The 14,209-nt window shown below is 71.6% G+C and carries 7 protein-coding genes; 5 read left to right on the top strand and 2 right to left on the bottom strand.

The annotated features are described in order from the left end of the window. Nucleotides 1-37 precede the first annotated feature (37 nt). On the bottom strand, nt 38-4,585 hold the full coding sequence (locus tag ACPW96_RS12405; protein ID WP_425883426.1) for a DUF7507 domain-containing protein: 4,548 nt from the start codon (nt 4,583-4,585) through the stop codon (nt 38-40). Between the two features lie 199 nt (nt 4,586-4,784). On the opposite strand from ACPW96_RS12405, the gene ACPW96_RS12400 reads away from it, so the two are divergent. After that, on the top strand, nt 4,785-6,170 hold the full coding sequence (locus tag ACPW96_RS12400; protein WP_425821191.1) for a glycine--tRNA ligase: 1,386 nt from the start codon (nt 4,785-4,787) through the stop codon (nt 6,168-6,170). A gap of 26 nt (nt 6,171-6,196) precedes the next feature. Here ACPW96_RS12400 and ACPW96_RS12395 read toward each other — a convergent pair whose 3' ends face one another. Then, on the bottom strand, nt 6,197-6,763 hold the full coding sequence (locus ACPW96_RS12395; RefSeq protein WP_425883424.1) for an HhH-GPD-type base excision DNA repair protein: 567 nt from the start codon (nt 6,761-6,763) through the stop codon (nt 6,197-6,199). Between the two features lie 151 nt (nt 6,764-6,914). On the opposite strand from ACPW96_RS12395, the gene ACPW96_RS12390 reads away from it, so the two are divergent. From ACPW96_RS12390 to ACPW96_RS12375, 4 genes are read left to right on the top strand one after another with little or no spacing between them, the layout of a single operon-like run. Continuing rightward, nucleotides 6,915-9,602, top strand: coding sequence for an FtsX-like permease family protein (locus ACPW96_RS12390; RefSeq protein ID WP_425883422.1), 2,688 nt, complete (start codon nt 6,915-6,917; stop codon nt 9,600-9,602). After that, on the top strand, nt 9,599-12,355 hold the full coding sequence (locus tag ACPW96_RS12385) for an FtsX-like permease family protein (RefSeq protein ID WP_425883420.1): 2,757 nt from the start codon (nt 9,599-9,601) through the stop codon (nt 12,353-12,355). Before ACPW96_RS12390 ends, ACPW96_RS12385 begins: the two co-directional genes overlap by 4 nt. Further along, on the top strand, nt 12,352-13,410 hold the full coding sequence (locus ACPW96_RS12380; RefSeq protein ID WP_425883418.1) for an ABC transporter ATP-binding protein: 1,059 nt from the start codon (nt 12,352-12,354) through the stop codon (nt 13,408-13,410). Before ACPW96_RS12385 ends, ACPW96_RS12380 begins: the two co-directional genes overlap by 4 nt. Continuing rightward, nucleotides 13,407-14,192, top strand: a complete 786-nt coding sequence (locus ACPW96_RS12375) for an ABC transporter ATP-binding protein (protein ID WP_425883416.1) — start codon at nt 13,407-13,409, stop codon at nt 14,190-14,192. Before ACPW96_RS12380 ends, ACPW96_RS12375 begins: the two co-directional genes overlap by 4 nt. Nucleotides 14,193-14,209 lie beyond the last annotated feature (17 nt).

The following is a 14,209-nucleotide window of genomic DNA, read 5'->3' as shown; positions in this document are numbered from 1 at the left end:
CCCCGAGCCGGTCGAGGGGCCGTCCCCTGCCGGCGGCTCAGCCCGCGACGCCCTCCCGCCGGCGCCGGGACCACACGAGCAGCAGCACCCCCGCAAGAGTGAGCACCACCGCCCCGAGCGGAGTCGCACCGGCGCCCGTGCCGCCCGTGGCGGGGAGCGAACCGCCGCCGCTACCGCCGCTACCTCCACCGCCGCCTCCACCGCCGCCCGGGTCGACGACCGCCACGACGGTCGTTGCCGCGGTCAGCGTCGACGACTCGGAGATCGCGGTCGACGTGGATGCGGTCACCGAGTTCTCGAAGGTGCCCGGGGTGTCGATCGTCGCGACGACCTCGACGGTGGCGATGTCATCCACCGGGAGGAGCCCGATGTCGCACGTGAGGGTCGCTGCGGCGATCTCGCACCCGGGCGTCGGCGTGGAGACCGGCGTGGTGCCCGCCGGGAAGGGGTCCTCGAGAACGACGTCCTCCGCGTCGGCCGACCCCACGTTCGAGACGGTCATCGTGAAGGTCACGGCTCCGCCGGCGATCACGGACGGCGGATCGACGGTCTTCGTGACGTGCAGCTCGGCGAGACGAGGCGTGCCCGTCACGATCGCCGACGACGAGTTGTTCGCGAGATCGGGGTCGAACACGTCCGGAGCCTCGCGCGGAGAGCTCGCCACGTTCTCGAATGTGCCTTCCTCATCCACGCTGGCGACGATCGACAGCGTCGCCTGTGGCGGCGGCTCGCTTCGCCCCGGCCCGGGCAGGTTGACGGGGGGCAGATCCGGAATCGTCCATACCCCTGTGGACGCGTCGTAGGTGCCGACGCTCGGCGTCGCCGAGAGGACGGTCAGCCCGGCGGGCAGCACGTCGTCGACGAGGACCTCGCCCGACGCGTCAGGGCCGTAATTCCAGACGTCCACCAGGAACGTCACCTCGTCCCCGACGAAGACGATCGGATCACTGACCCCCTTCTCGACGACGATGTCGGCCGCCGGGACGAACAGATCGGCGTCGTCGATGTTGTTGAGGAGGTCGGGGTCGGCCTGGTCGACCCCGAGCACCACGGCCACGTTGCGGGTCCATCCGGTCCGCTGCACCTCGATCACGACCGTCAGCGTTCCGGAGGCGCCATCGGCGAGCGCTCCGATGGTCCACACACGCGTCACCGGATCGAAAGTCCCGACCGTTGTAGACGTGCTGACGATGGTGGCCGCGGGCATGATCGGATCGAATGCGACGACGCCCGTGGCATCGTTGGGTCCGCTGTTCGCGACGACGAGGGTATACGTCACTTGATCGCCGGGGCGGGAGGTGCTGGGGTCGGCCGTCTTCGAGATCGACAGGTCGGCGAGGACGATTCCGGTCACCTGCACGGACGCACTGTTGTTCGTCGGATTGCTGTCGGTCTGCGTCAGCGAGCTGACGGTGACGGTGTTCACGAACGAGCTCGGCTGCGTGACGGTCGCCACGATGGTGAGGGATGCCGCGGCCCCGGACGCCAGGGATGCGAGCGTCCACTGCCCGGTCAGCGAGTCGTATGTGCCGTCGCCGGTGTGCGAGACGTAGGTGAGGCCCGCGGGGAGCTCGTCGGTCAGGACGACTTCGGTCGCGGTCGCCGCGGTGGGATCGGGGATGTTCTCGGCGGTGATCGTGAACTCGACCTGCTCACCGACCGGAACGGCATCCGGCGACGCTCCCGAGGGCACCGTCACGGACTTCTCCACGGCGATGTCGAGTTCGGGCTCGGCCGAGGTGACCGTGGCCGAGGAGGAGTTGTTCGACGGGTCGGGGTCATCCACGACGGGTGAGCCGATCGTGGCGGTGTTCACGAGGGTTCCCGGTTCGTCGATCGTCGCCGTCACGGTGGCTGTGACGTTCTGCTGACCCGGGGTGATCGTGCCGATCGTCCACGTGCCGGCATCCGCGGTGATCGTCCCCGCCGATGCCGTCGCGCTGAGCACCGTGACTCCGGTGGGGAAGACGTCGGTCACGACCACCTGGAGCGCGGTCTCCGGACCGAGGTTGCTCGCCTGGAGCTGATAGGTCACCTCATCGCCGACCGTCACGACCTGGGGGAAGACGGCCTTCACGACCGCGAGGTCCGCGACGGGGTGCACCACGCTGAGGGTCGCCGAGTCGGAGTTGTTCGTCGGGTTGCTGTCGGGTGGGATCGGGATGCCGGTGAGCGAGGCGAGGTTGACATAGGTGCCCAGCGCCGCGCCGATCACGGTGATCGTGCGCGTGGCCGCCTGCCCTACTCCGAGCGTCCCGATGGTCCAGATCCCCGTCACCGGATCGTACGTGCCGTTGTCGGGATCGCCGGGACCATCGGCCACGAACGTGAGGCCGGGCGGCAGCACGTCGCGGACCTCGACGCCCGAAGCCGGCTGCGGTCCCGAGTTCGTGGCCGTGACGGTGAAGGTCGCCGTCTCGCCGAGCGGGATCTCGGCGCGGTCCACGGACTTGACCACCCCGATGTCCATGGAGGGGATGACGGGGTTGATCGTCGCGGAGGCGACGTCGTTCGTCGGGTCGCGGTCAGGTTGATCCGTCGCCGACCTCGACGCCGTGTTCGTGAACGGCGTACCGGTGTTCACCGTGGCGATGATCTCAAGGCTCTCGGTCTGACCGGTGGCGAGTGTGCCGATGGTCCACGAGCCGGTCGCCGGATCGTAGGTTCCCGCTGATGTGGTCGACGACTGGTAGACGATGCTCTCGACCGGTTCGCCGTCCGGGACGACGTCCGTCACGATGACGCCGGTCGCCGTCGAGGGGCCGTTGCCCGTCGCGGTGATGGTGAAGGTGACGTCGCTGCCGACGAGCGGCGCGTCGTCATCGACCGTCTTGGTGACCCCGACGTCCGTCGCGACCGGGATCTGCGCCTGCACGGGGCCGGCAGTCACGACCTGCCCGATCGGCGTCTGGGCCGTGACCGACGCCGTGTTGACGAGGAACCCCGCGGAGTTGATCTCACCGCTCTGGATCGTATGGGATCCGGAGCAGGTCATGGCTGTGCCGGGATCCAGCTGCCCGGCCTGGCAGGTGATTGCGGCCGATGCGATGCGGTCGTCGGTCACGACGAAGCCGCGCACGTTGGTCCCGCCTGTGTTCGTCAGCGCGTACGAGTAGGTGACCTGCTGCCCGATCGAGTAGGGCGGCGGGGTCGTCACGGACTTCGCGATGGTGATCGAGGAGACCAGCGGAACCGTGACGGTCGCCAGGGGCGAGACCACGGTGCCCCCGGCACCCGGCACCGCCGTCGCGGTGGCCACGTTGACGACCTGGCCGGCATCGACATCCGCCTGCGTCACGACATGGGAGCCGTAGCAGCTCGTCGAGGATCCGACGGCCGGAGCCGTCGTGAGGCTCGTCGTGTCGCAGGTGATGCCGCTCGTGGCGATCTGGTCGTCGGTGATGAAGAGTCCGGTGACCGGGGCGCCCGTGTTGGTGACGATGTACTGGTACGGGATCTCGGTGCCGACGGTGATGATCGGCGGGAGCGGCTGCCGACCGGCCCTCCTGTCGATCTGCTTCTCGAGCTGGAGGCTCGCGAGCGGGATGATGGTGTCGATGCTCGTCTGGCGGATGAGATGCACGTCGTTGGACCCGCCCGTCGACGCGGAGAATCCGAATTTATAGGTCGACGGGGTGTTCGGGGGTGCCGGGATAGCGAGCTCGGTCACCCACGGACCGGCATCCGTGTACCTCACCTGAACGATCACCCGCGCGACGGGGTCGGCGGCCGTGACCGGGGTTACCTGGACATTGACGGTCCGCTTGGACGCGTCGAGGCTCGCAGCACGGAGCGTGCCCGAGCCGCCGTTGAGGGTCGTGCCCGGCTTCGTGGGGTTGGTGATGGGCTTCGGCACGGTGGCATCGAGCCAGCAGTAGCCGCTCAGCCCGGCGCCGGGGCCCCGAAGCGTGATGACGTTCGGGGCGATTGCGCCGGAGGCGTTCGTCGGCGAGCGCTGGCCCGCCGGACAGTTCGCGCCGCGGTTCTCGCCATCGTCGAAGAAGTTGCCGAACGCGTCCAGGCCGACGCCGAGATAACCGCCGTTGACGCCCGGCTCGCCATTGCGCTGCGCGTAGCCGAGGCTGCCGCCGAGGCCGCCGGTCTGCGTGAGCGAGGTCGAGCCGTCGACGAGGAAGAACCCGATGCCGTCGGCGCCGTTGCCGCCGTACTGGTACTGCTCGAAGGTGACCGAGATGCCGCTGCTCGCGGGGATGGGCTTGTTGTAGAGGATGCTGCCCGCGCGGTTGCCCGCGGCATCCGTCAGCTGGAGATACCCGTTCGGCGCGCCGTTCATCGGCGGCACGGGGCCCGTGCGGTGCGCAACGCACGAGGGGATCTGTGCTTCGCCGGGAAGCGGCACCGCTCCCGATGGGGCACCTGTCAGGCAGGTGTCTCCCTGGATGCTCCACGCCGGATCGGCGGCGGAGGCCCCGGTGAAGGTCTCATCGACGATCGGCGAGCCGCCGGTCGGGGGATCTGCCGCCGCCGGCCGCGCGACCGCGGTCAGTCCGGTCGTGGCGAGCAGGATGGCCAGCGCCATCGGGAGGATGTGGTGCCTGCGGTGCGTCGTGGACGTACGCGTCACAGTCGGCCTCTCGTCGAAGGTGCGTGCCAGGGCCCCGTGCCGAGTCAACCACAGGGGCCTCACCGAGCAACACCCTCAACATGCGCCCACCGCGGCCCGAGAGCCGCGTGCGCCGAGCCTGCGACGACTAGGCTTGGCGGATGCCGCGGCGCAGTCGCGCCGGATGCGTTCTCCCCCCGTCCCGACCATTGGAGCCACCATGGCCGAGCTTTCACGTCTCGACAAAGTCATCGCCCTCGCCCGCCACCGCGGCTTCGTCTTCCAGGCGGGTGAGATCTACGGCGGATCGCGGTCGGCGTGGGACTACGGGCCACTCGGCACCGAGCTCAAGGAGAACATCCGCCGCCAGTGGTGGCAGACGTTCGTCCGCGGCCGAGGCGATATGGTCGGCCTCGATTCCTCGATCATCCTGCCCAAGCGCGTGTGGGAGGCATCCGGCCACGTCGCCACCTTCAGCGACCCCCTCGTCGAGTGCCTCAGCTGCCACAAGCGCTTCCGCGCCGACACCCTCGTCGAGGACTTCGAGGCGCGCAAGGGCCGTCCGCCGGAGGGCGGCCTCGCCGGCGTGCCGTGCCCGAACTGCGGCACGCGCGGCCAGTACACCGAGCCGAAGGCCTTCTCGGGCCTGATGAAGACCTACCTCGGCGTCGTCGACGACGAATCGGGCGTGCACTACCTCCGCCCGGAGACCGCCCAGGGCATCTTCGTCGACTTCAACAACGTCGTGACGGCATCCCGCAAGAAGCCGCCGTTCGGCGTCGGCCAGGTGGGCAAGGCGTTCCGCAACGAGATCACCCCCGGAAACTTCATCTTCCGCACCCGCGAGTTCGAGCAGATGGAGATCGAGTTCTTCACGCCGCCGGCCGAGGCGGGCGAGTGGTTCGAGCACTGGGTGGAGGCGTGCTGGAGCTGGTTCCTCGATCTCGGCATCAGCGAGGAGAACCTCCGCCGCCACGACGTGCCGGAGGAGGACCGGGCGCACTACTCGGCGGGCACGATCGACATCGAGTACAACTTCGGCTTCGCCGGCTCCAGCTGGGGCGAGCTGATGGGTGTCGCCAACCGCACCGACTTCGACCTCAAGAACCACTCCGAGGCCTCGGGCGTCAGCCTCTCGTACTTCGACCAGGCGTCGGGCGAGCGGTACATCCCGTACGTGATCGAGCCGTCCTTCGGCCTGACGCGGGCCATGATGGCGTTCCTCGTCGACGCGTACCACGAGGAGGAGGTGCCGAACGCGAAGGGCGGCACCGACATCCGCACCGTCCTGAAGCTCGATCCGCGCATCGCCCCCGTCTCGGTGGCGGTGCTGCCGCTCTCGCGCAACGAGCAGCTCTCGCCGATCGCCCGCGAGGTCGGTCAGTCGCTGCGGGCGAGCTGGAACGTGGACTTCGACGACGCGGGCGCGATCGGTCGCCGGTACCGCCGGCAGGACGAGATCGGCACGCCGTTCTGCGTCACGATCGACTTCGACTCGCTCGAGGACCGAGCCGTCACCGTGCGCGACCGAGACACGATGGCGCAGGAGCGGGTGCCGCTCGACGGACTGCACCCCTACCTCGCCGAGCGGTTGAGGGGCGCGTAGCGCGTCGGTGTCGCCCTGCGTCGTGGTCAGGCCTTCGCCGCGGCCTTCATCGCCTTCTTGTGCTCTCGGACCTTGGCGAGCGAGTCGGGCGAGACGATGTCGGCGACGCTGCGGTACGACCCCTCCTCGCCGTAGGGACCGGATGCCTCACGCCAGCCATCCCCCTGGTATCCGTACTGCTTGCCGAGCAGGGCGAGGAAGATCTTCGCTTTCTGCGCGCCGAAGCCGGGCAGCGCCTCCAGGCGCCGGAGCACCTCCGGGCCGTCCGGATCGCCGTCCGTCCAGAGAGCCGCCGCATCGCCGCCCCACCGGTCGCGGATCTCGGCGCAGAGCGCCTGCACGCGCCCGGCCATCGAGCCGGGGAAGCGGTGCACCGACGGCGGAACCTTGAACATCGCGGCGAACTCGTCGGGATCTGCTCCGGCGATCGCGGTGGCATCGAGCCCGCCCGTGCGCTCGCGGATCTTCTTCGGACCGGCGAACGCCGTCTCCATCGGCACCTGCTGGTCGAGCAGCATCCCGATCAGCAGCGCGAGCGAGTCGCTGGTGAGCAGCTCGTCGGCCTCGGCGTCGCCGGTGATATGAAGGGTCATCCCTCCAGTGTGGCACCGGGCATCCCGTGTCACACCGGCGAGGGGCGCTAGGTTAGGCAGACGCGCGCCACGACGCCGGGCCGCGACCGCACCGCTTCACAGAACGAATCCCCGCCGCATGCCGACCGCCCGCGCACCGCGTACCCACGCGATGACGGCCACGCGCCTCGCGCTCCTGCGGGTCGGGGCGTACCGCAGCCTGCTGGCGGGGATCGCCATCACGGTGGCGATGTCGGTGGCGCTGCTCTGCGGGCTCTCGGCATGGGTTGCGGTCGATACGCGCCACGCTCTCCGCGCCGCGTTCGCGGATGAGGCGACGTCGTACGCGCAGGTGCAGACACGCATAGCGGATGACAGGACGAGCCAGAATGCCGCGGCCGACGCCCTGTTCGCCGATCTGTTCGGCGACGCGGCCCGCATCCAGCGCACCGACGTGGGCGAGGGCGACAGCATCAGGGTGGCGTGGCGCATCACCCCGCGGGCCGATCTGCTCGATCCCGGCAGGCTGGCACGGCTGAGCAGCGGCGTCGATGCCCTGCCCGATGCCTTCAGGGCATCGGATGCTGCAGTGCAGGGCAGCGAGGATTCGGGCGACCTCGCCGAGGCGCTGGATGCCGCCGCGATCGGCGTCGCCGCGGCATCCGCGATTGCTCCCGTGCCGGTCGCGCTCGTTGCCGTGCTGGCGTGGTTCGCCGTGCTCGAGCTGTCGCGGCTGCTCGGCGCCGCCCGGGGCCGCGAGTCGGTGCTGCTGCGCGCGCGGGGCCTGTCGCGGCGTCAGCTGTCGGTGCTGACGACCGCCGAGTCGGCCGGTCTCGCGCTGCTCGCGACCGCACTCGGCCTCGGCACGGCGGCGGCGGTGCTCGCGGTGCGCGACGGGGGGCCGGGAATCGCCGCCGCCCTGGCGGGGTGGCCGCTCGCGGTCGCCGCGGCCGTGACGTTCGCGCTGACCCTCGGCCTGCAGGGCGCTCGTGCCGCCAGACAGGCGGGCACCGCAAGAGCCGGTGCCGGGCGTATCGGACGCGCCGCGACCAGCGGCGCAGCGGTGCTCTTGGTGCTTGCGGCCGGCGTCTTCGTGTGGCAGGCGCTCAGCAGCCGCGGTGCGGCGCCCGACGACTCGTGGCGCGCCATCGCGCTCGCCATCGCCCCCGCGCTCGGGGTGGCGGCGGTCGCCGTGCTGGCGGTGCTGATGTTCGCCCCCGCCGCGCGCGTCGTGGCCGTCGCCGCTGCCCGACGGGTGGGCTTCTCGCCCGCCGAGCCCGCTCGTCAGGTCGCGCGACGGGTGATGGCGTTCTCGACCGCGATCGCCATGATCGCGATCGCCGTCGCGGGCGCGACACTCGCGGCGGGCTACCTCGGCACGTGGCGCGCGGCCTCCGACAACGCCGCGCGGCTCGGAGCCGGGGCCCAGCTGCGCACGGTCGCCTCGATCGAGGTGACGCCAGAACGCATCGCCCCGGGGCTCGAGATCGACGGCGTGTCCGTCGTGACACCGGCCCTGACCGCCGATCTTGTGATCGGCGACGGCGGCGCATCCCTCGTGGCACTGCGGAGCGACAGCATCTCGCGGGTGCTGCTGCCCGTCGAAGGTATGGTCGATCCGGATGCCGTTGCGGCCGCGCTCGCGTGGGAGGAGACATCCGCAGCGCTCCCCGACGCGGCCACGGGCCTGCGCGTGACCGCCCGGGTGACGACGGCCGTGCCCGAGGCGGCTCAGGCGCTGCGCATCGGCGCCTGGGTGACGGATGCGACGGGGACGCCTGCCCGGGTGTCGTTCGAGAGCGCGGTGCTCGATGACGGGCAGTCGGGATGGGCGTTGACCGCGGAGGCGGCGCTTCCGACGGGCACCGCCCCGTGGCGCCTCCTCTCGGTCGACGCGACGCGCGACGCCTCGTCCCAGGGCGTGAACCTCCTCGTCTCGGATGCCGAGCTGGCCTCGCTCGAGGGCGCAGCGGCGCAGGGGCTCGAGGTCGAGCCCCTGCCGGAGCCCTCGGTGCTGCTGCACGGATTCGGTGCCGAGGCGGTCTCGGGGGCGGCCATCTGGAGCGGCGCGGGGCTCGCGCCGCCGCCGACGCCCGCGGTGATCAGTCAGGAGCTGGCCGATGGCCTGGGACTCGAGCAGGGCGACCCCGTCGACACCCGGTTCGACGGGACGGGCCGCACGGCGGCCCTCGTCGTGGCCGGTATCGCCCCTGCCATCGCCGGGGCGTCATCGAGCACCGCTGTCATGGTCGCGCTCGACGCGCTGTCCCAGAACCTCCTCGACGCATCCCCTCAGCCGGGCTTCGCGCCCACGCCCCTGCCGCCGAACGGCGTATGGGCCGCCGGCCGGCCGCGGGCGGCCGCAGACCTCGGAGACGCCGTCGGCGCGCCGGTGCAGAATCCCAGCGACGCGGCCGCGGCGATCACCTCGGGCCTCGTGCCGGCATGGTGGGCCTCGGCGGTCGGCGGGGCGGCACTCGCCGGCGTCGCCCTCGTCGCCCTGCTCGCGGCCCTCGCGGCGCAGCGCGCGGGCGAGGTGCTCGTGCTGCGTGCCCTCGGCAGCCCGCCCCGCGAGCAGTCCCGCTCGCGGGTCGTCGAGGCGCTGTTCGTCGCCGTGCTCGCCGTCGCGCTCGGCCTGGTGGGCGGCCTCATCCTCGCCTCGATACTCGTGCCGGTGATGGCCGAGACGGCTGTCCCGGGCGCCGTCGTGGCCACCGGCGGGCGACTGGTGCTGCAGCCCGGGGCTCTGCTCGCCGCCCTTGCCGTGCTCGCCGTCGCGCTCGGGGTGGCGGCCGCGCTCACGGCGTACGCGGTCCGGCGGCAGGCGTCATCGACCAGGCTCGAAGAGGCCGCGCCGTGACCCGCGGGCTCTCGACCCCGGCGCTGTTCGGCCGGCACCTGCGCACCGCACCCGGTGCCTCGCTCGCCGTCGCGCTGCTCGTGCTCGTGCTCTCGGCCCTGGCGGTGCTGGCCCCCCTCGCCATCACCGCGGTCAGCGATGCGGGGCTTCGGTGCCGCCTCGACGGCGTCTCTCCGCTCGTGCGCGATGTGGACTCGTCGGTGGCGCAGGCTCCGCAGGTGATGCCCGGCGCCTCCGACCTGCCCGAGGAGACCGTGCTCGTATGGGGCGGATTCGAGGCGGCGCTGCTGAAGGCCCGCACCGATGCGGGAACGCCGCTCACCGGGGTGCTGGGCGATCCCTCCTACGTGGTGCGGATGGGGCGCATCGAGCCGTGGAGATCGTTCAACCTGTCGTGGGCGCTGGATCCCCGCTTCGCCGATCGCATCGAGCTCGTGGACGGCTCGATGCCGGCGGCGCCGCCTGAGGACTGGTGGGACCAGTTCGGTCACGGCCCGCAGAAGCCCGTGGCGGAGCGGCCGCCGATCGAGGTCGTGCTGTCGGAGGAGAGCGCGGCCGACATGGAGTGGCCGGTCGGCGAGACGCGGCCCTACCCGCTCGCTCAAGGCTTCGAGGGTGATTACCCCTATCGCCTGAGCGGTGTCTATCAGCCCGTCCACCCCGACGACCCGTACTGGCTGCACGCGGGCGATGTGCTGGCGCCGGCGGTCCGCTACGACGGCGAGAACCAGGCCTACGTCTACGCGACGGGCTTCGCCGATCCCGGCTGGCTGACCGTGCTGCAGGCGTTGGATCCGGTCCAGACGACGGTCTGGTATCCGTTCGATCCCGGCGCCGTGACCGCGCAGAACGCCGGAGACGTGCTCGCCGACCTGCGCGGCTTCACGAGCGTCTCCCAGCCCATCACCCGGGGCGACACCGGCATCGGCATCACCGGTCTCACGTTCCGCAGTGGCGCCATCCCCGTGCTCGAGCGCGCCGTCGCGGAGGGACGCGTGCTGGTGGCGCTCGTCGCCATGCTCGCGGCCGGGCCCGTCGGCGTGGCGGCCGCCGTGCTCGTGCTCGGTTGCCGCATGATGCTCGAGCGGCGCCGCTCGGCGCTCGCCCTCCTGTCCGCCCGAGGCGCCGGATCGTCGCAGCTGCGCCTGCTCATGGGGATCGAAGGGCTCATCGTGGCGGCTCCGGCCGTCGCGGCAGGGGTTGCCCTCGGATACGCGGTCGCCGCGGCGACCCTCTCCGACGTGGGCGCCATGCCGAGTCCGCTGCAGGCGCCGGCGATCCTCCTGATCCCCGCGCTGCTCGGGATCGCGCCGTCGGCGCTGCTGGCGGTCTCGTCCGGCTCCCCGCGTCGCGCGGAACGGGCCGACGCCCCGACACGGCGGTCGGCCTGGAGACCGGTGCTCGAGTGGGCAGTGATCGGCCTTGCAGCGGTCGCGACGACGGTGCTGGTGCTGCGTGGGATGGGTGACCCCACCGCGCCGCTCGATCCGCTGGTCGTCGTCGCGCCGCTCCTGCTGGCCTTCGTGGTGTGCATCGCGACACTGCACGCCTACCCCGTGCTGCTGCGCGCCCTCCAGTCACGGGTGCAGCGGGCGGTGGGATTCACCGGGTTCGTCGGCGCCGCGCGGGCGCTGCGGGATCCGAGCACCGGGGTGGCGCCGGTGCTGGCCCTGATCGTCGGCATCTCGATCGCGGTGTCTTCCGGGGTGATGCTCTCGACGCTGGAAGCCGGCATCGCCCGCTCATCGCAGCTGCAGGCCGGCGCCGACCTGCAGCTTCAGGCCGGTCGATTCGAAGAAGGGGCGGCGGATGTCGTGGCCGGCCTCGACGGCGTCGCGGCGGTCGCGGCGGTGGCCGAGGCCCGCAGCATCGAGGTGCTGGTCGATTCGGCGCGGCGCCTGGCCCCCGTGTACTTCGTCGACCAGCAGTCCCTCGCCGCTGTTCAGGGGCGCGACGGCACCGTGCCCGAGGGTGTCTCGCTGGGGGATGGGAGCGAGCCGATCCCGCTGCTCCTGTCAGAGCGAGCGGTCGAGGTGCTCGAGCCGGGCAGCGAGCTGAGCGTCGGAGGAGAGCCGGCCGAGGTGGCAAGAACGGCCGGAGACACGGCGCCCTTCACGTCGCTGAGCGCGTGGCTCCTCACCGCCGACGCCTACATGGAGGCCGTCAACGGCAGGCCGGCTCCCGTCGTCAGCATCCTCGTGAGGCTCGACGCGGGCGCCGATCCGACCGCAGTCGCGATCGCCGCGCAGGAGTCCCTCGGCGACAACGTGCGCACCCTCACGCCGGCCTCGGTGCGGTCATCGATCGAACAGGGGCCCGCGGCATCCGCCCTTCGCGTGACGCTCATCGCCTGCATCGCGCTCGCTGCGCTGCTCTGCGCGATCGCGGTCGTCATGACGCTGGTGCTGGGTACGGGTTCGCGGTCGCGCATCCTCGCGCTCCTGCAGACACTCGGCGCGCCGCCCCGGTCCGGGTCGGCGATCATCGCCTGGGAGCTCTGGCCGGCGTGTGCGGCGGCGGTCATCGCCGGAACCCTCTACGGCTTCGCGCTGCCGGTGCTGCTGCTGCAGGTCGTCGACCTGCGCCCCTTCACCGGGGACTCGGCACAGCCCGCGTATGCGGTCGACCCGCTGATCCTCTTGGCCGCGATCGGCGGCTTCCTCGTCGTGACCGCGGTCTTCACACTGATCGCGCTCATAATCTCCCGCCGCGTGCACGCCGCATCCATACTTCGAACTGTGGAGGATTCATGACCGCCCCCGTCCTCACCGGCGCGTCGACGACACAGGATGCCGAGCCCGACATCCTGTGCGCGGACCTCGTGCGCATCTTCACGGCTCAGGGCGTGGAGGTGCAGGCGCTGCAGGGATTGAACCTGCTGATCGAGCGGGGCGAGCTCGTGGCGGTCGTCGGGGCGTCCGGCTCCGGAAAGTCCACGCTGCTCTCGATCCTGTCGAGCCTCGACACCCCCACCGCGGGGGTCGCGCGCGTGGCCGGGCGCGACCTGCTGACGATGTCGGCGCGCGAGCGCGTGAGGTTCCGGCGGGAATCGGTCGGGTTCGTCTGGCAGCAGACCTCCCGCAATCTGCTGCCCTACCTGACGGCGGCCGAGAACGTCGCCGCCGCACTGGCGATCACGGGCACGCTCAGAGCGGCCAGTGCACGGGCCGAGCGCGTGAACGCGCTGCTCGACCTGCTGGGTGTCGCGCACTGCGCCGACCGGAGGCCCGCCCAGCTGTCGGGAGGCGAGCAGCAGCGCGTCGCGATCGCGGTCGGCATCGCCAACGAACCGCGCGTGCTGCTGGCCGACGAGCCGACGGGCGAACTGGATGACGAGACCAGCGCCCACGTGCTCGAGGCCATGCGCTCCGTCAACCGCGAGCTCGGCGTCACGACGCTGATCGTCACGCACGACGCATCGGTGTCGGAGCACGTGGCCCGCACCGTGCAGATCCGGGACGGGCGCACCTCGACCGAGGTGCTGCGCTCGACCCAGGTCGACGAGCACGGCGCGGAGCACAGCATCGCCGAGGAGTACGCGGTGCTCGACCGCGTCGGCCGACTGCAGCTTCCCGACGAGTTCGTCGCGGCCCTCGACCTGCGCGAGCGCGTGCGCCTCGCGCTCGAGCCCGACCACGTGGCCGTGCGTCCCGGCGCTCCCGCCACGACAAGCAGCGCTGGCAGCGCTGGCAGCACCGACAGCACGGGCAGCACAGGCCGCACCGACCGCATACACAGCACAGGCCCCATACACAGCACAGGCAGCACATACAGCACAGGCAGCACAGACGAGGAGCACCCCGCATGACCACCGGTATCGTGCTGCGTGCGGAGGGGCTCACGCGTACCTTCTCCTCGCCCGCCGGCGACGTCCATGCGTGCGCCGACGTCGACCTCGAGCTGCGTTCGGGCGAGATCCTCGTCGTGCGCGGCGCGTCCGGCGCGGGCAAGACCACACTCCTGAACCTGCTGGGTCTGCTCGACCGCCCGACCGCAGGTCGAGTGTGGATCGGCGACACCGAGACGACGGGGCTCGACGAGGACGCGCTGGCGCAGCTTCGCCGGGACAACCTCGGCTTCGTGTTCCAGTCGTTCGGGCTGATCCCCGTGCTCTCGGCCGCGGAGAACATCGAGCTGCCCCTTCGCATCGCCAGGACCCCGCCGGCCGAGCGCACCGCCCGCGTCGCCGATGCACTTGCCCTGGTGGGCCTGCAGGCTCACGCCGCACAGCGCCCCGCGGAGCTCTCCGGCGGCCAGCAGCAGCGCGTCGGCATCGCCCGCGGGATCGTCACGCGCCCCCGGATCCTGATCGCCGACGAGCCGACCGGGCAGCTGGACTCCCGCACTGCTGGCACGGTGATGGATCTGATCGGCGACCTGGTGCACACCCAGGGGCTCGCCGCGGTGGTCTCGACACACGACCCCCTGCTCGTGCAGCGCGCCGACCGCTTGATCGAGCTGCACGACGGCCGCATCACCTCGGAGACCCTGCGCGGGCGGGTTGCGGGCCGCGAGGATCAGCGTGGAGAGACCGTCTCCCGCACAGCGCCGCTCACGCGTGCGGAGGCACGCGCCGCTCGCGGGGAATGAGGGTCGAAGGGCGCCGG

It is taken from the genome of Micromonospora sp. DT81.3 (assembly GCF_049847225.1).
Lineage (GTDB): Bacteria > Actinomycetota > Actinomycetes > Actinomycetales > Microbacteriaceae > Microbacterium.
Note: the sequence above shows the minus strand (reverse complement) of the source record. Positions and strands in the feature narration are given on the sequence as shown.